Here is a 16,503-nt window from a genome sequence, read left to right as displayed (position 1 = left end):
CGGGCGAGGGCGTGGGTCTCACCCGATCCGCCGATACCGCGACACCCAATTGGTCTCCCACGTCTTCCCGCCATCGGCCGAATACGCTTGTTCCCATTGCAGGCCGTCGGCGCTGATGTCCTTCCACAACCCGCGCACCTTGACCTTGCTGCCGCGCAAGTCGTCTTCACCAAAGAACGTGCCCACACCGTCGGCGAAGCCGCCGATCATCGGCGGATCGATGCGCTGCGGGTTGCGCGTGTCCAGCCACCAATCGGCCCAGGTGCGCGTGGCCGGATCGAAGCTGCGCAAGCCCAGGCCGTGATACGGCAAGCCCGGGCGGTGGACCGTGCTCTCGTCGAAGTTGGACAGGCCGCCGAACAGCGGCAGGGTCTTGCAGGTGCCCTCGAATTCTTCCCACTCGTGGTTGTCCATCAGCCGTTCGCGCAGGCGGCGGTAGCGCACCTGCCAGGTGCCGAGGAAGAAGTCGAACGCGTGCGCCGGGTCGGCGGCATCGGCCGGGTGCGGCTTCGCGGCGGGCGCGGCGGCGAAGGCCGGCAGCGCGGGCAGGGCGCCGGCGACGGCGGCGAGCAAAGGCAGGCGCAGCAGACTGCGGCGGGACGGGTCGTGCTCGGCGTTCACGGGGACTCCTGGGGCGGTGGAAAATCGGGCGGAACATCCTGCGCGGGGCGCGGCGCTCAACCGGCGCCGCCGCTCAATCGCGTGTCGGTGGCGAGCCAGTTGGTTTCCCAGCGCTTGCCGCCGTCGTCGGAGAAGGCTTGCTCGAACGAACAGCGGTCGGCGCGCGGGCAGTGGATGCGGAAGCGCACCCGGATCGGCCGTCCGTCCCAGGTGTCGTCGCCGAAGAATTCGCCGCGGCCGCGCGCGAAGCCGCCGGCGATCGAGGCGGTCAGCGCGCCGTCGCGCAGGTTGGCGTAGTGGATGCGCCACTGCCGCGCGGCCGGTTCGTACAGGCGCAAGGAGATGCCGTCGATGCGCCCGGCCGGGCCGGCGACGGCGAGTTCGGCCAGATTGGCGCGGCCGCCGTGCAGCGGCACGACGCGGGTGGTGCCGGTGTAGTCGAGCCATTCGCGCGAACCGCTCAGCGGCCGCGCCAGACGCCGTACTTCGGTGCGCCACAGGCCGGTCTCGAAATCGAAATCGCGTTGGCCGTCGCGGGCGGGCGCCGCCGCCGGCGCCGGCGCGGCCTGCGCGCGGGCGCGCTGCGCCTGCGAGGGCGCCAGCGCCAGCAGCGAGGCCAGGGCGCCGGCGCACAGGGACCAAGTCAAGCAACGGGTGGCTTCGGGGCCGGGCATGGCGTGCGCTCGCGGAAAGTCCGCCGCGACTGTGCGGCGCGCGGCGGCGCGGCCTCAAGGGCCAGTTAGGCGCTCGCGGGCAGGCCACTTCGCCGCCGCCGCGGCGCGGGTTAGGCTGGCGGCGAACGCAAGGAGAGGCGCATGCGGACGAACAGGAAGGCCGGCTGGATCGCCGTCATCGCCGCCGGCGCGTTGTGCGCGGCCTGCTCGGGTCCGGAGCGCGGCGCCGCGGGCGCGCCGCAGGCCGCCGCGCGGCCCGCCGCCGAGAAAGCCGTGCCGCTGCCGCCGCAATCGCGCGAATACCGCACCGATCACTACGCGATCTTCAGCGCCGCCACGCCCGCGCAAACCCTGCACGTGGCGACCGCGGTGGAAGCGCTGCACCGCGCCTACGGCCAGTTCTTCGCGTTGCCGCCGGCCGCGCCCGAGACGCGCCTACGCCTGATCCTCTACCGCGACCGCGCCCAGTTCTCCGCCTACAACACCTCGATGCCCTGGGCCGAGGCGTATTACCGCCGGCCGTACTGCCACGCCTATTTCGCCGGCGGCGCGGACAACCCGTACCACTGGATGCTGCACGAGGCGACCCATCAACTGCATACCGAACGCGCCGGTTTCTCGCGCGCCCGTTGGATCAACGAAGGCGTCGCCAGCTATTTCGGCGCGAGCCGGTTGGAAGGCACGCGGCTGCGGCCGGGTAGCATCGATGCGGGCGCCTATCCGATCTGGTGGCTGCCCGATCTGCCGCTGACGGGTTCGCTGGAGCGCGATCTGCGCTCGGGCCTGCTGATTCCGCTGCGCCAGTTGATCGACGGCAGCGGGCCGCCCATCGGTGGCCGCCATCTGAACGTCTATTACCTGGAGTACTGGAGCCTGTCGCACTTCCTGTTCCACCACGACGGCGGCGCGCATGCCGCGGCGTACCGGCGGTTGATGCGCGGCAACGGCAGCGCGGCAGAGTTCGAGGCGGAGCTGGGGCCGATCGAGCAGGTGCAGGCGCAGTGGTACGCGTATTTGCTGGAGAAGCGCGCCGAAGTCGCCGACGGCGGCGAGTTGGCGCAGGTCGTTCCCGCGCGGCGTTGAACGCGCGGGCCGCGCGGTTGGGCGGCTCGGCCGTTGCGCGGCGCATACACCGCGCCGCGCGACCGCGACGCTGAATCCGAGCGCGCCGCCTGGGCGTACGCGGCACCGACGCAAGCGCGGCGCGCGTTGCGCGATCTGCCGGCCTTTTGTCGTTGACAGCCCGCGCTGCGCGGATTTGAATTCTCCCGTCCGGCCGGCGCGCGAGCAGCGATTTTTTCTTTCGCCGGCCTCAAGTTTTTCTAAGGACGGCCCGCGTCGCTGCGCGAATCGTCCTGCGGCCTCGGCCGTTCTACCAGCCACCGGAGCGGCCATGGCCCATACCCGCATCAATCTAGGCGCGCTCAAAGCCTTCGAAGCCGCCGCGCGCGCGCTCAGCCTCACCCGCGCGGCCGACGAGCTCAACGTCACCCAAGCCGCGGTCAGCCATCAGGTGCGCTTGCTCGAGAACCAGCTCGGCGTCGAACTGTTCCGCCGCCTGCCGCGCGGACTGGCGCTGACCGACGAAGCCCTGAGCCTGTTGCCGGCGATCCAGGAAGCCTTCGACCGCATCGACACCGCGCTCGACCGGGTCGGCGACGGCCTCGCCCGCGAAGTGGTGCACGTCGGCGCGGTCGGCACGTTCGCCAGCGGCTGGCTGCTGCCGCGGCTGGCCGAATTCGCGCGCGTGCACCCGTCGGTGGACGTGCGCCTGAGCACCCACAACAACCGCGTCGATCCGGCCGCCGAAGGCCTCGACTACGCCGTACGCTTCGGCCGCGGCAACTGGCCCGGCATGGAAAGCCGCTACCTGATGCCCGCGCCGCTGGCGCCGCTGTGCACGCCCGCCATCGCCCAGCAACTGCGCGCGCCGTCGGAACTGGCGCGCTTCGCGTTGCTGCGCTCGTACTTCGTCGACGATTGGCGGCTGTGGTTCGAGGCCGCGCAGGCGGTGCCGTGCGGCCCGATCAACGGCACCATCTTCGATTCCTCGCTGACCATGGTGCAGTGCGCGCTGCAAGGCCTCGGCGTGGCGCTGGCGCCGCCGTCGATGTTCGCGCGCGAACTCGCGCAAGGCTTGCTGGTGCAGCCGTTCGACACCGCGCTCGACGCCGGCGGCTACTGGCTCACGCGGCTGGCGCTGAAGCCGGCGGGCGACGGCGCCTCGGCGTTCGCGACGTGGCTGGAGCGGGCGTGCGCGGAGTACGCGAGCGCCTGACGGCGCGCATCGCACCGTCGCGGCTCTTCATTCCGGCGCGGGCGAAAACACCCGCAGGCGATGCCCGTCCGGATCGAGCGCGACGAAGGTGCGGCCGAAATCCAGATCGACCGGCTCCTGCAGGATCTCCAGGCCGCGGCCGCGCCAATCGGTGCAGGCCGCATCGACCGCGGCGCGGTCGGCGAGCGCGAACGCGAGCTCGACCCCGCCGAACGCCGGCGGCGCCGCCGGTTCGACGGTATGCCGCGACCACAGCCCCAGGCGCAGGCCGGAATCGAACCCGAACAGCGCGAACGTCGGCGAAGCCTCCAACGGCGCGCGCCCGAGCAGTCCGGCGTAGAACGCGGCGCTGGTTTCGGGGCTATCGACGTAGAGCAAAACCAGATGGCAGTCGGGCATGGCGGATTCCTGTCGGCGGAGCCGGTGGCTGAGGTCGACGGGAAGTGTGGGGCGGGGTGCTGACAGGGCTTGTCAGCAGACTGGCCGGGGCAGAACGGCGCGTTCGCAAGTCGCGGGCGATTCGCCGTCGAAGCGGCGGTGCCGTCGCGTTTCAAGCCAGCAGTTTGTTTATCGTCCACAGCATCGTCTGGCGAATGCGCGCCGCATCCCCGCCCGCATCGATCTCCAACGCCGCGCGATCGAACGCCGCCGACATCAGCCGCGCCAGCGCGTCGCAATCGACGGCGTTCTCGCCCAGCGCTTCGGCCAATCCCTCGCGCAGGGTGCGGCCGGCGTTGGCGTCGTCGATCGCCAGCGCTTCCTGCGCGCCCAGCGCCGCCGGGCCTTCGATCAGCAGCAAGCGGGTGCGGCCGGGCACGGTCATGGCTTGCAGATAGGCCTGCGCGCCGCCGATCAAGGCCGCTTGCGCGCTCAGGCCGGGGCGGTCGGCGGCGAGGATGTCCTCGCGCACGGCCGCGGCTTCGGCGTCCAGCACTTGCCGGAACAGGTCGCGCTTGTCGGCGAAGTGGTGATAGAGCGCGCCGCGGGTGATGCCGGCGGCCGCGGCCACTTCGGGCGTGGAGGTGGCGCCGTAGCCTTTTTCCACGAACAGCGCCCGCGCGGCCTCGAGCAAGGCGCGGCGGGTGGTTTCGGTGCGTTCGCGGTTGCTGCGCGCGGCCGCGGCGGCCCGTCGGCGGGTCTTGGAGGGTTCCATACATGCAGCCTGTATGTTAATTTGCGAATACATACAGACTGTATGTAAAACCTCCCACCCCCACAAGCCAAAGGCCGCCCGCGATGAAAGTGACCAGCTATTACCCCGTGATCATGACCGGCGACGTGGCCGGCACCGCCGCGTTCTATCAAGCGCATTTCGGCTTCGTCGCCTTGTTCGCGGCCGATTGGTACGTGCATCTGCAGTCGGCCGCCGACCCCTCGATCAATCTCGCCGTGCTCGACGGCGGCCACCACACCATTCCCGAGGCCGCTCGCGGCCGGGTCGGCGGCTTGCTGCTGAACTTCGAAGTCGAGGACGTCGACGCGGTCCACGCCCGTCTCGTCGCCGCGGGTCTGCCGGTATTGCTGAGCCTGCGCGACGAAGCCTTCGGCCAGCGCCATTTCATCACCGCCGATCCGAACGGCGTGCTGCTCGACATCATCACGCCGATCGCGCCGAGCGAAGAGTTCGCGGCGCAGTACGACGCGAGCGCGTTGCCGGTTTGAGATGCGGACGCATCGCGCCGTCCGTGCGGGACGCGGCGGCGCGAGTAGTCGGGCGGGGCAGCGAGCGCGGTCCGGTCGATAGTGTCGTCCGGCTCCGCGAATGCCGCGGCGTTCGCGGCGGTCCGTCTTTCGCCGTCGCGGCGCGCGGGCCGAACGGCCGCGCGGCGACGGATCAGCCCGCGCTCACCACGCCCGTCGCCAACGCCGCCGCTTCGTCGGCGAACATCGCCATCGCGGTGTTCATCCGCTTGAAGCCCAGGTGCAGATAAAAGCCTTCCTTGCCCGGATTGGCGTAGAGCAGGATCTTGCGGTGCCCGTGCGCGCGCCGCACCAGCGCTTCGACGATGGCCTTGCCCAGGCCGGTGCCTTGTTGCCGCGGACGCACGGCGATGTCGCTGAGGTAGGCGCAATCCACGCCGTCGGCCAGCGCGCGGCCGGCGCCGACCAGGCGGCCTTCGGCGTAGACCAGAACGATGTAGCGGCTGTTGCCGTACGCGGTGCGCAGATAGTCCGGGCTTTTTTCGCCGAGCGGCGCGATGCGGTACAGCTCGGACAGCTCGTTCCAATCGACGTCGCGCAGGTGATCGATCCATTGCATGGGGCGGGTTCCGGGTGAGTTCGTGGCGATGGGCTCGGGTTCGGGATCAATGCGCGTCGCATCGCGCCAGCCATCGAGAGGCGTGGTTCCACTGTAGGAACTTCATGGTTCCGTCGATGAGCCAGATTTTTCTAATTCGACCGGTCCAGTTCGGTTTGAAGCGGCGGGCGCTCGGGATGGCCGCGCATTCCCCGAAGCGCGCGTCGCTGTCGCGCCCGTTCGCGCGAACCGAACGCGCCGCCCGCAAGCGCGTCGCCTCTAGCGCGATCCGACACCGCGCTGCCAGAATTGCGCGGCGCCGTACGGGGGCGGCGCGGGCGACGGCGAAGGACGCCGGCCGCTCGATGCGGAGGCGCCGCTTGCGCGGCTCCCCGCGATCCAGCGTCGCTTGGATTCCCATGCCCGCGCCATCGCGCCCCGTCGCCGCGTTTCCCACTCTCAAGCAAGGATGCCCGTATGCACGTTCGACTCCGCTTCGCCTCCGTCGCGCTGCTGGCCGGCCTGACCGCGCCCGCGTTCGCCGCGGCGCCCGCCGCGCCCGCCATCCCGCCGCAATGGCAGGCCTATTGGGATCAGGCTTTGGCGGCCGACGCCATCGCCGACGACGAAGCCCGGTGCAAGGCCTACCCGGATCTGCCCGACAACCGATGGCTGCCCGGCGCCGCGCAAGGGCGTTGCAGCCTGCTGCGCGCGCCGGCCTGGTCGTTGGACCAGATCGATGCCTTGCTGCGCAGTGAAGGCGGCGCGGCCGAGCTCGACCGCCGCTTCGCCAAGCTGCTGGACCAGCACTACCGCGATCAGGCGCAGCGCGAACAGATCTTCCGCGCGTTCAAGGCGTTCGATGCCAGCGCCCGCGCCGGCGAGACCGCGCAGCGCTGGCTGCGCGATTCGCCGCGCAGCGCCTACGCGCGCGTCGCTCTGGCCAGCCACTACCAGACCATCGGCGAGGACGCGCGCGGCACCACGCGGATGAGCCTGGTCGGCCAAGAGCGGCAGCGGATCATGCACGAGCAATTCGCCAAGGCCGTGCCCCTGTACGAAGAAGCCTTGACCCTACAGCCCAAGCTCAGCGTCGCCTGCGTGCAGGAATTGGCGATCGGCCGCAACGTGTCGCAAGAACTGGAGGAAAGCGCGAGCAAGCGTTGCCGCGCGATCGACCCGGATTCCTATTACGTCGTCTATGGCCGCATCCTCGCCTCGCAGCCCAACTGGGGCGGCTCGATGGAGGCTCTGCGCGAGGCGGTCGAGGACGCGCGCAAGCGCGCCAAGCGCAATCCGATCCTCGGCGCCGTGGTCGGCGAGGCCGAAGGCTTCCCGGTTTCGCCGATCTCCGGCGCGCCGATCTCCGGCGCGCCGATGGTCGCGGCCGAGTTGGCGCGGGTGTCCAAGCTCGCGCCCAGCGGCACCTTGATGAGCTATGCCGCGCGCGCCTACGGCCAGCAAGACGACCATTGGCAGGCGTTCGCGTACGCCTCGCAGGCCACCCGCTTTTGGCCGCACAACACGGATTTCCGGGTCCTGCGCGCGACGGCGCTGATCATGGCGCAGCAGCGCGATTGGGCCTTGCGCGACCTGCGCCAGGCGGTGAAGGACGAGCCGGAGAACGGCGAAGCGCTGACCCAATTGGTGAACCTGCTGCTGATGGAGCGCAAGACCGGCGAGGCGCGCGAGTACGTGCCGCGCATGCGCACACTCGCGCCGGAGAACGCCGGGCGCGCGAAGTACTTCCTGTGCTCGCAGCTGGCGCAGCCCAAGCAGATCGGCGCGGAGGCGGTCGCCTGCGTGAACGAGCTGGCGGCCGAGCAACCGGAGGTCGTGGACGTAGTGCAGCTGCGCGCTTACGCCTTGCACAAGGCCAAGGATCCGGGCGCGCCGGCGGCGATCGAAGCGCTGCTGGCTTGGCCGAACCCCGACGACGATCCGCGTCTGCGCGCCGCGAAGGAACGGGCGCGCGGCTGGAAGGCCGAATCGTCGCAGCCCGCTAAGGCGCCGGCCCGCTGACGGGACGGCTCAACGCGCCTGAGCCGCGCGCACCGGCTCAGGCGCCCGGCGGATACTTCTCGCCGTACTTCAATTCCACCGGCACATACGTGGTCAAATTGATCGGGCAGTTGTAATAGTCCGAATGCGCGCACAAGAAGCTGTAGAGCGTATTGAAGTTCAAGCTCAGCGAGCGCGGCGGCTGGCCGGCGGGGAAGTGCGCTTCCAGCGAGCGGCCGCCGCCGTAGCTGGTCTTCTTCGAGGTCTTGTCGGTGAAGAACAGCAGCAAGTGGTCCATCTTGCTCCAGTCCTGGTTCTTGTTGAACGCGCGCAGGGTGTAGGTCTTGCCCTGCAGCGGCAGTTCGACGTCGCCGATCCAGTACATCGTGCCGGTGTGGTTGCGCGAGTCGAGATGGCTCACGGCCTGCGGCGCGTCCTTGCGGGTGAACGTGGCCTGGATCACGCCCTTGGGATCGTAGGGGAAGAACGACAAGCCCTTGAAGCGCTGCTTCACCAGCGCCGGGTTGTACAGCCACGCCTTGATCGAGTCTTCGTAGACGGTGGCGCGCACGCTCAGGCCGCCGGGCAAGACTTGTTTCTGATCGGGCGCCTTGAGCAGATCGACCGCTTGTTTCAGTTCCGGCGCGTCGATCCGCGCGCGGCCGTCGCGCCAACTCACCCGCACGTCGTTTTGGCCGCCCGCGCCGGGCGACCAGCGCAGCGCGGCGGCGTTCGCGCCGGCGGGCAAGTGCGCGGACGCGCCGGGAGCGATCACCGCGACGTCCTGGATCGCGTACATGCCGGTCGGGCCGCTGGCTTGTTCGATGAGGCCGGCGCGGAACGCGTCGTAGTCTTCGCGCGGCCCCGCGGCCGCCGCGCACGGCAGCGCCAGCGCGAGGACCAGGGCGAGGGTTCGGATCGGCAGGGCTTGCGGACGCATCGGACACTCCGGACGAAGGCAGGACGCCAGGATGGCGGGACGGCGGGACGGCGGGGCGTGGGGCAACGGCAGTGTGCGCGCCGGGCGCCGCGCCGATCCCCTGAGGATTGTCAGCCAAGCGGGCCGCGCGGCGCCGGCGGACGCCTGAATCGGGGCGAGCGGCGGCCCCAAGGCGCGAGGCGTCAGCGATGCGCGGCGCCGAACGCCCGCATTCGCGCAGAGCGCGGCGTCAGCGCGGCGCCGCCCATCGCGCGAGCGCTCAGCCCTGCAGCCGCCCGATCGCCTCGATCGCCGCCGCCATCCGCCGCCGCGCCGCCGGATTCGCCGAATGCACCGCCATCCGCGGCGGCACGAAGCCGCGCTCGGCCACCGCGCGTTCGATCCACAGCAGCACGTCGTAGCCAGTGCCGCGCGCGTCGTCGCCGAGATCGTGATCCAGGCTCAGCTCGGTCACCGCGCCGCCTTCGAGCAGGGCGATGGTCTCGTCCGGCCAATACGTGCGCACCCAACCGGGCGGCGTGTCGCGTTCGTCGTCCAGGTAAACGCGCATGCTCGCGGTCCTCGCTCGAAGGGGTGCGGGCGATGCTGACAGCGCGCGGCGGCGCTGGCAAGGATCGTGCCCAACGCAGCGGAACGGCGCTTGCGGCGGACGCGGATCGCGCGGAATGAGCCGGCCGGCACGGATCGCGATATCCGCGCCGCGACGCTGTCCTCCGCGATGCGCCAGCGAGCGTTAGACCTAGCGGATGCCGCCGCGGCGGCATCGCGAAAACGCGGAAAAATACCGTTTCAAACGCCATCCGTGTTCGTCATCGAATCTTCGCAGGTCCTTCATGCCCGCTCCGCTTTCGCCCGCCGAATTGGCCTGGTACGTCACCGGGCGCTTCTACGTGTCCGCGCAAGACCAGCACGTCGCCGACTACGGCTATTTCCTCCACCTCGGCGGCGTCGCCGGCGAGTTGTTCGACGGCCGCGTGCACGAAAGCCGCGCGCACTTCACCTTCGCCGCGCAGCCGTTCCTGCCGCGCACCGCCCACAACGGCGCGCTCGGGCTCAGCCTGGACCCGGCCGGCGAGTTCTCGGTCTATCTGCAGCGCGAACCGGCCGGCGATTTCGACCGGCCGGAAAGCTTCGCGCAGGGCGAATGCATCGCCACGTTCCAGCGCGTCGGCTTGGTGGTCGATACCACCGTCGCCGCGCAGGCCGGCGGGACGACGGCGAAAGTGCTCACCGACAACGTGTTCTCGGCGCGCCTGATGCAAAGCCGCGCGTTCGAGTTCGCCGGCGGCCGCTACGACCTGGCCGCGATCCTCGGCCGCGGCGTCACCCAGTTCGGCACCGCCGCGGCGGTGCCGGTCGCGGCGCATCCGCCGGCGTATTCGCTCGTATTTCCCTTTACCGGCTCGGCCTTGGCGCTGGGCGCCTGAGCCGGCCACGACCCCGGGGAGAGGCCGGCATGCACACCCACCGCGAAGAATTCCCGCGCCGGCCGTCGCAATGCGCGCAGCGCGCGATCACGCCGGCGCCGCTGCGCCGTTGTCCGGCATAGGCGCGATCGGGCCGAAGGAGGCTGACGATGACCCGTTACTGGATCCAGGCCGGCGACACCACCAGCGGCGGCGGCCGCGTGCTCGGCGAAGCCGGCGTGGCCGCGGGCGGGCGGCCGCGCTGGGCGCGCATCGGCGACGCGGTGCAGTGCGGCATGCACGGCGCCACCGTGATCGTCACCGGCGACGCCGAGCAACTCATCGACGGCCGCGCGCTGGCGCGGCACGGCGATTTCTGCGCCTGCGGCTGCATCCTGATTTCGCTGAGCCAAATCCAATCGATCGTCGAGTTGGGCACCGACCTGATCGTGCTGCCGCAAGCGCGGCGCGGCTGAGCGCGGCGTCGCCGGCGGCGCGGCCGGCTACACTGCGCACGGGCCGCTGCCGGCCCGCGCTCAGGACGTCGCAAGGCATGGATTTGGCTCTGTTCGATTTCGACGGCACCATCACCGAACGCGAAACCTTCGCCGGCTTCGTCCGCGCCAGCATCGGCCGGCGCCGCCGCTGGCTCGGCGGCATGGCGGTGATGCCGCATTACCTCGGCTACAAGCTCGGCTGGCTTTCGGGCGAGCGCGTGCGCCGGCGCGTGGTCGCGGTGGCGCTGCGCGGGCGGCCCGAGCGCGAGGTGCGCGCGGCGGCCGAGCGCTATGCGCGCGAGGTCGTGTCGGCGCAGATCCGGCCGCAAGCGGCGGCGCGCATCGACTGGCATCGCGAACGCGGCGACCGCGTGGTGGTGGTGACGGCGAACCTGGACCTGTTCGTCGATCATTGGTGCCGGCAACAAGGCTTGGAGTACATCAGCTCGCGCCTGGAAAGCCGCGACGGCGTGCTGACCGGGCGCTACCTCGGCCGCGATTGCTGCGGCGAGGAAAAGCCGCGGCGGGTGCGCGAGCGGATCGCGCTGGAGGACTACGCGAGCATCTACGCCTACGGCGACACGCCCGAAGACCGCGGCCTGCTGGCGCTGGCGGACCGGCGGTTCTACTGCTGGCGAGAGGAAACCTGAGCGCCGCGCGGTCCGCGCAAATCCGTCGCGGTGCCCGCGCGGTTCGCGCCGCGCGTCACGCGCGGATCGCGATGCGGCGCTGAACGCGAACGCCGCGCGAGGCCGCCGAACGATGCTCGGACCCGTGCCCGCGCGCGCCGCGACGCGCAAGGACGGCGATTCCATGACCGCCTAAGCGCCGCGCGCATGACCGCGCGCACTGCGCTTAACGCCGCCGTCGCGCGCATAGCCGCGCGCTATCGCAACCATCGGATCAAACGATTTCCGCGCATCGATGCGCCGGCCTAGCGTCGCTGCGGGTCTTCGCGGCCGCGAAGACCGTCCTCCATCGATGGGAGAAATCCGCATGAGGCACCGCCAGTCTCCGCGCCGGCGTCCGTGGGCCTTGCTCGCCGCCGGCGCGCTCGGCGTCTGCGGCATCGCCGTGGCCGCCGATCCGCCGACCAGCTACATGCCCGTAGTCATCAAGGAAACCTTCGCCGCGATCAAGGCGCGCATGGAACGCGACAAGCCCGCCATCGAACAGCGCCAGCGCGGCCTGCTCGAACAACGCTACGACCTGTCCGACCAGCCGGTGCGCGGGCTGAAGATGTCCGGCGGCAAGCCGGTGCAGGGCGGGGTACGCGTGCGCCTGCCGTCCGGCACGAGTTGGGAAGAACTCGCGGCGATGGCGCCCGAACAAGTGCGCGAACGCGGCCTGTTTCCGGCCGGCTTCCTGCCGTTGCCGCATCCCAACCACGCCGAAGGCGGCATGCTGTTTCCGAAATTCCACATCGACGCGGTCAAGCGCGCCGAGCAGCGCGACCTGACCCGCTTCGATCTGGACTTCGATCTGCCCGACCGCTTCCTACCCGATTTCCCGGCGCCGATCTATCTGACCACGCGGCCGGACCTGGGCGATGTGTCGAAGGGACAACTGGTCACCATCAACAATTACTTCGAGCTGTTCAACGGCGTGCTCAATCCCAAGCAGCTCGAAGGCCTGCGTTTGCTGGTGACGCCGTTCGCGCAGCAGCAGTTCAATCAGACCGAGGACCGCCGCTCGGCGCTGCCCAGCCGCGGCGTGGCCTGCCTGGATTGCCACAGCAACGGCCACACCGTCGCGGCCACGCACTTGGTCGGCGATATCCGCCCGCAGGAATTCCGTCATCGCATCGATACGCCGACGCTGCGCGGGGTCAACGTCCAGCGCCTGTTCGGCTCGCAGCGCGCGCTCAAGACGGTGGAGGACTTCACCGAGTTCGAGCAGCGCGCGGCCTATTTCGACGGCGATCCGGTGATCGCGACCAAGAAGGGCATCAACATCCTCGACCGCGGCCATCAGGTGCACGCGATGGGCGAGTTCCAGGCGATCCTGGATTTCCCACCCGCGCCCAAGCTCGATCTGCTCGGCAAGCTCAAGCCCGAGGCGAGCGAGGCGGAGAAGCGCGGGCAGGAACTGTTCTTCGGCAAGGCGCAGTGTTCGGCCTGCCATCAGCCGCCGTACTACACCGACAACAGCATGCACAACCTGCAGGTGGAACGCTTCTTCAAGCCGCAGACCGTCAACGGCCGCTACGCCAGCGCCGACGGGCCGATCAAGACCTTCCCGCTGCGCGGCATCAAGGACTCGCCGCCGTACCTGCACGACGGCCGTCTGTTGACCTTGGAAGACACGGTCGAGTTCTTCAACGTGGTTTTGCAGACCCGCCTGGAGAAACAAGAGAAGGACGATCTGGTCGCGTTCCTGCGCGCCTTGTGAGCGCGCCGCGCCGCCGCGCTCAGTACGGCGGCGGCGCGGCCTGGTTCCAGCCCGCCCGTTGATGCGAGGCCGCGCCGGGCACGGCGTAGAGCCAGATCCGCGCGTCTTCGCGCAAGCGCAGCACATCGGCGGCGAAGGCGCCTTCGGCGAAGCGGATGGTCTGGCTGCCGTGGATCGGGCAGGCCACGGCGTGGACCTGATCGAAGCCCTCCAATTCCAGCTCGCGCCCGAGCGCGGCGCGGTAGCTGCGCCAATCGGCGTGGCCGCTGAGCTCGCGCGCGTCGGCGCAGCCGACCAAGACCAACACCGACATCGCCTCGGCCGCGTCGTCGAGCACATGCGTCTTGTGTTCGGGCCACCACAGCTCGCAGCGGCCGTTGGACATCGGCAGCGGGCTGGCGCCTTCCAGGATCATCTGGATCGCGCGCATGACCGTGGGGTGGACGGGCTCCAGGGTGACGATGAGGTACATGGCGGCCTCCGGCGGCTGAGAGATCGTGCCAACGCCGGACTGTGGCGAGCGTGAAGCTCCGGGCGGGCCGAGGCCGCGGACGCCGCCGCGCAAACGAAAAGCCCCCTTCCGCGAACGGAAGGGGGCTGCGCGCACCGGCGTCGGGATGAGGCGAGGTCGGGATGGGGACCTCAGGGGCTCGGCGGCCGCCGGTGTCGCGCACTGATCAAGAACGCAGCGGCGGCACCGCTGTGAAGCGCGCGTTTCAGCGGCGATAGCGTTTGCTGCGGCCGTCGGCCAACTGGGTCTCCAGCGCCGCGACCCGGCCGTCGGCGGCGCGCTCGAAGCGCACGCGCACGCGCGGATCGTCGCTGAGGCAGAACAGGTCGGGTTGCAGCGCGGTCAGCGCCTGCGCCGGGCGGCGGCCGTCGCGCAGCGTCAGGTGGCCGTCTTGTTGGTCGACGCGCAGGCGCTCGTACTGGCCCAGGTAATCGGCAGGCGCCGCCGGCGCGGCTTTCGTTTGCAGCGCTTCCAAGATCCAGCGCGCTTCCGCGGCGGCGAGGCCGTCGCCGCGTTGGGCGAGGATGCGTTCGAGCGCGCGGCTCTGCGCGGCGCTGAGCGCCTGCGCCTGATCGACGGCGACGTCGGGCTGCACGCCGCGGCCTTCCCAGTTGTCGCCGGTGATCGGATTGGTCGGCGAACCGGTGGAGACGAACATGCTGTAGCCGGCCGACAGCGGGAACTCGCCGCCGGGATTGGCGGCGCCGGCGCTGGTCTCGCCGATCACGGTGGCGCGGCGCGCGGCCTGCAAGGTGTAAGCCAGCGCTTCGGCGGCCGAGCCGGTGCGCGCGCTGGTCAGCAGGTACAGCGGCACGTCCAGGCGCGGATTCGGATACCACTGCTCCGGCGCTTCGCTTTCGTTGCGCAGTCGGCCGCCTTCGCGCGAACGGAAGATGTTGTAGACCGGCGCGCCGCGCGCGGTGAACGCGCTGGTGAGGTAGCCGACCGCGGCCGGCGAGCCGCCGCCGTTGCGGCGCAGATCGATGATCACCGCATCGCGGCCGGCGAGCAGCGCGAGCGCGGCGTCGAGCGCGCGCCGGGCCGGATCGGCGGCGTCGGCGAAGTCGATGTCGGGCAGCTCGCGCAGGTCCAGATAGCCGAGATTGCCGGGCAGGGTTTCCAACGCGCGCACGCCGTAATTGGCGCGGCGCGCGGCGTCGGCGAAAGCGGTGTTCGGACCGGCGGAGCCGGGGCCGGGGCCGCGCGCGCCCGGCGGCGCCTTGGCGGGCTCGCGCCATTCGACCCGGAAGTGGTTGTCTTCCGTGCGCAGACGCTCGCTCAGCGCGGTGGCCAGATCGCGCGGGTCGCGGTACGCGTCGTAGCGGCCGGAGTCGGCCTCGGCGCGCAGTTGCGCGGCCAGCCGCTGGGCGCGCTGCGGATCGTAGAAATTCTTGTCGATGGCCGCGGCGACTTCGGCCACGGTGGCGCGCGGGCCCGCCGCCGCGGGCGACGCGGCGACGGCGGGCAGAGACAGCGCGATCAGGCACAAAGCAGCGACGAGCGAGCGAAAACGGCGGCGGGGCGGGTGCATGGCGGCTCCAAAAAAAGGCGGTCGTATCATAGTGGATGCGCCCAGGCGCCGCCGCGTCGCAGCGCGCCGCCATGCCGGGTGTCACAAGCTCGCGCTGACGTCGACGCACCACGGGCCTTCGGCCGGCATCACCGGCACCGACGGCCAATCCTTGGCGCCGACGCTGCCGCCGCCGAAGTCCAGCGCGCTCAGCTCGACCCGATGCACGGTGGCGTTGAATGCGGTGCTGAAGTAGTAGGCCGCGTGGGTGTGATCGCGCGCGACCTGCCACATCGTCCAGTCGCCGACCTGCGGGTGCGGGTGGAGCTTCTTGTGGACCAGCGCGGTGCCGTAAGGCGTGGCCTGGATCATCGTGACCATCTGTAGGGCGACGTTGACGATGGTTTGAGTGCTGCCGGTGACGCCGTCGAGCTTCGCGGTCGGCAGCCAGCCGTTGCCGTCCTGCGGCAACTTGGCGAAGCCTTGGCGCAGCGTCCAGGCCTTGACGTAGCGCGAGATCGAGGTGATGTCGCCCGGCAAGCCGACCAGTCCCGCGCCCACCGGCACGCCCTCGGCCTTGCGCGAGGTGCCCGAGCCGACCACGTCGAGGTGCGCGTAGTTCTCGATGTTGGTGCGTTGCCAGTCGTAGGTCGGCGCGTTGGTCAGCACGCCGTCGTTGGTGGCGCCGTCGCGGTAGTCCGGGCCGTAGACGACGGTGGCGCCGTCGATGCATTCGATCACCGCGCTCAGTCCTTGGCTGTCGGTGGCGATGAAATGCAGCGGCAGATAGGTCGGCGCGCCGACCTCGGGCCCGACGATGCGCACCTTGGCCAAGTCGGCGACGAGCGTGGGCACCGAGTCGTACTGGCTCATCACCCAGGCGACGAAATCCTGATACGCCACCGCTTGTTCGCCCGCGCCGGCCTTATCGGCGTACTGCGTGCCGGGCAGCCACAGCGCCGCGCAGGACAGGCCGCTTTGGTTGATGCCATCCATGAACGCGGTGAACTCGGGCATGGTCTCCGGATCGGACAAGCCGACGAAACCGTACTTACCGGTCCACGGCTGCGAGCGGTTCTTGAACACCGGAAACTGTTGCTGCGCCGGCACGCGGTACAAGCGCGTGGCCAACGTGCCGGTCAGTTCCATGCAGCGCGCGGAGATATGCTGCAACGAGGGCTGCCCGGACGCGGCGGGGACGTTGGGAACGGACAGCAGGAAATTCGTGCACATGAGCGGCTCCTTGGTTGTCGTCGCGCGCGGCCGGGCCGCGCGGGTACGCGTGGCGGACGTGGGTCGTGCGGATGGCTTGTCGCAGTGGTGGCGCTGAGGGCTTCGGCGGCGGGACGATGCACGCCGCGAAGGCGGTGTTGCAGATAACAACGCGACCGATGCGGACGGCAGGTCACCGGTTCTGTGACGGTTCGCGCGCAAC

19 protein-coding genes are annotated in these 16,503 nt (G+C 70.4%); 8 read left to right on the top strand and 11 right to left on the bottom strand.

The window, feature by feature from the left end:
• Positions 1-18 precede the first annotated feature (18 nt).
• Both J5226_RS19320 and J5226_RS19315 read right to left on the bottom strand, forming a co-directional pair.
• Positions 19-621: a DUF1579 domain-containing protein gene (locus J5226_RS19320; protein ID WP_215836161.1), complete on the bottom strand. Its 603-nt coding sequence runs from the start codon at positions 619-621 to the stop codon at positions 19-21.
• Between the two features lie 56 nt (positions 622-677).
• The gene (locus J5226_RS19315; protein WP_255322858.1) at positions 678-1,268 is read right to left on the bottom strand and encodes a hypothetical protein; all 591 of its coding nucleotides are present in this window, start codon (positions 1,266-1,268) and stop codon (positions 678-680) included.
• A 168-nt stretch (positions 1,269-1,436) separates the two neighbouring features.
• On the opposite strand from J5226_RS19315, the gene J5226_RS19310 reads away from it, so the two are divergent.
• The gene (locus J5226_RS19310; protein ID WP_215836160.1) at positions 1,437-2,378 is read left to right on the top strand and encodes a hypothetical protein; all 942 of its coding nucleotides are present in this window, start codon (positions 1,437-1,439) and stop codon (positions 2,376-2,378) included.
• A 310-nt stretch (positions 2,379-2,688) separates the two neighbouring features.
• Positions 2,689-3,573, top strand: coding sequence for a LysR family transcriptional regulator (locus tag J5226_RS19305; RefSeq protein ID WP_215836159.1), 885 nt, complete (start codon positions 2,689-2,691; stop codon positions 3,571-3,573).
• Positions 3,574-3,600: 27 nt separating this feature from the next.
• On the opposite strand, the gene J5226_RS19300 is transcribed toward J5226_RS19305, so the two are convergent.
• Both J5226_RS19300 and J5226_RS19295 read right to left on the bottom strand, forming a co-directional pair.
• Positions 3,601-3,972, bottom strand: a complete 372-nt coding sequence (locus J5226_RS19300; RefSeq protein WP_215836158.1) for a VOC family protein — start codon at positions 3,970-3,972, stop codon at positions 3,601-3,603.
• Between the two features lie 151 nt (positions 3,973-4,123).
• Positions 4,124-4,726 (bottom strand): TetR/AcrR family transcriptional regulator, encoded by a 603-nt coding sequence (locus J5226_RS19295; RefSeq protein WP_215836157.1) that lies wholly within the window; start codon positions 4,724-4,726, stop codon positions 4,124-4,126.
• 83 nt (positions 4,727-4,809) lie between these two features.
• Between J5226_RS19295 and J5226_RS19290 the strand changes: the two genes are divergently transcribed.
• Positions 4,810-5,235: a VOC family protein gene (locus J5226_RS19290; RefSeq protein ID WP_215836156.1), complete on the top strand. Its 426-nt coding sequence runs from the start codon at positions 4,810-4,812 to the stop codon at positions 5,233-5,235.
• Between the two features lie 172 nt (positions 5,236-5,407).
• Here the strand turns inward: J5226_RS19290 and J5226_RS19285 are convergent, their stop codons facing one another.
• Positions 5,408-5,833, bottom strand: coding sequence for a GNAT family N-acetyltransferase (locus J5226_RS19285; RefSeq protein ID WP_215836155.1), 426 nt, complete (start codon positions 5,831-5,833; stop codon positions 5,408-5,410).
• Between the two features lie 46 nt (positions 5,834-5,879).
• A complete protein-coding gene (locus J5226_RS19280) occupies positions 5,880-6,233 on the bottom strand; it encodes a hypothetical protein (RefSeq protein ID WP_215836154.1) in 354 nt (117 codons plus the stop codon).
• Between the two features lie 56 nt (positions 6,234-6,289).
• Here J5226_RS19280 and J5226_RS19275 point away from each other — a divergent pair, with 56 nt between their 5' ends.
• Positions 6,290-7,834: a hypothetical protein gene (locus J5226_RS19275; RefSeq protein ID WP_215836153.1), complete on the top strand. Its 1,545-nt coding sequence runs from the start codon at positions 6,290-6,292 to the stop codon at positions 7,832-7,834.
• Positions 7,835-7,871: 37 nt separating this feature from the next.
• Here J5226_RS19275 and J5226_RS19270 read toward each other — a convergent pair whose 3' ends face one another.
• Positions 7,872-8,753 carry a DUF1684 domain-containing protein gene (locus J5226_RS19270; RefSeq protein ID WP_215836152.1) on the bottom strand — a complete coding sequence of 294 codons (882 nt, stop codon included), beginning with the start codon at positions 8,751-8,753 and terminating at the stop codon, positions 7,872-7,874.
• A gap of 259 nt (positions 8,754-9,012) precedes the next feature.
• Positions 9,013-9,303 carry a cyclic-phosphate processing receiver domain-containing protein gene (locus J5226_RS19265; protein ID WP_215836151.1) on the bottom strand — a complete coding sequence of 97 codons (291 nt, stop codon included), beginning with the start codon at positions 9,301-9,303 and terminating at the stop codon, positions 9,013-9,015.
• A 283-nt stretch (positions 9,304-9,586) separates the two neighbouring features.
• On the opposite strand from J5226_RS19265, the gene J5226_RS19260 reads away from it, so the two are divergent.
• The 4 genes from J5226_RS19260 (at position 9,587) to J5226_RS19245 (ending at position 13,047) form a co-directional block, all read left to right on the top strand.
• Positions 9,587-10,180 (top strand): hypothetical protein, encoded by a 594-nt coding sequence (locus J5226_RS19260; protein WP_215836150.1) that lies wholly within the window; start codon positions 9,587-9,589, stop codon positions 10,178-10,180.
• 149 nt (positions 10,181-10,329) lie between these two features.
• Complete coding sequence (locus tag J5226_RS19255; protein WP_215836149.1) at positions 10,330-10,635, top strand: PAAR domain-containing protein; 306 nt, start codon at positions 10,330-10,332, stop codon at positions 10,633-10,635.
• 77 nt (positions 10,636-10,712) lie between these two features.
• Positions 10,713-11,306: an HAD family hydrolase gene (locus tag J5226_RS19250; RefSeq protein ID WP_215836148.1), complete on the top strand. Its 594-nt coding sequence runs from the start codon at positions 10,713-10,715 to the stop codon at positions 11,304-11,306.
• A gap of 346 nt (positions 11,307-11,652) precedes the next feature.
• Positions 11,653-13,047, top strand: coding sequence for a hypothetical protein (locus J5226_RS19245; protein ID WP_215836147.1), 1,395 nt, complete (start codon positions 11,653-11,655; stop codon positions 13,045-13,047).
• A 19-nt stretch (positions 13,048-13,066) separates the two neighbouring features.
• Here J5226_RS19245 and J5226_RS19240 read toward each other — a convergent pair whose 3' ends face one another.
• The 3 genes from J5226_RS19240 to J5226_RS19230 all read right to left on the bottom strand — a co-directional run bounded on the left by J5226_RS19240 (position 13,067) and on the right by J5226_RS19230 (position 16,301).
• Positions 13,067-13,519: a hypothetical protein gene (locus J5226_RS19240; protein ID WP_215836146.1), complete on the bottom strand. Its 453-nt coding sequence runs from the start codon at positions 13,517-13,519 to the stop codon at positions 13,067-13,069.
• Between the two features lie 244 nt (positions 13,520-13,763).
• Positions 13,764-15,089, bottom strand: a complete 1,326-nt coding sequence (locus J5226_RS19235) for a S41 family peptidase (RefSeq protein WP_215836145.1) — start codon at positions 15,087-15,089, stop codon at positions 13,764-13,766.
• 81 nt (positions 15,090-15,170) lie between these two features.
• Complete coding sequence (locus J5226_RS19230) at positions 15,171-16,301, bottom strand: linear amide C-N hydrolase (RefSeq protein ID WP_215836144.1); 1,131 nt, start codon at positions 16,299-16,301, stop codon at positions 15,171-15,173.
• Positions 16,302-16,503 lie beyond the last annotated feature (202 nt).

Source organism: Lysobacter sp. K5869, from assembly GCF_018847975.1.
GTDB lineage: Bacteria > Pseudomonadota > Gammaproteobacteria > Xanthomonadales > Xanthomonadaceae > Lysobacter.
Note: the sequence above shows the minus strand (reverse complement) of the source record. Positions and strands in the feature narration are given on the sequence as shown.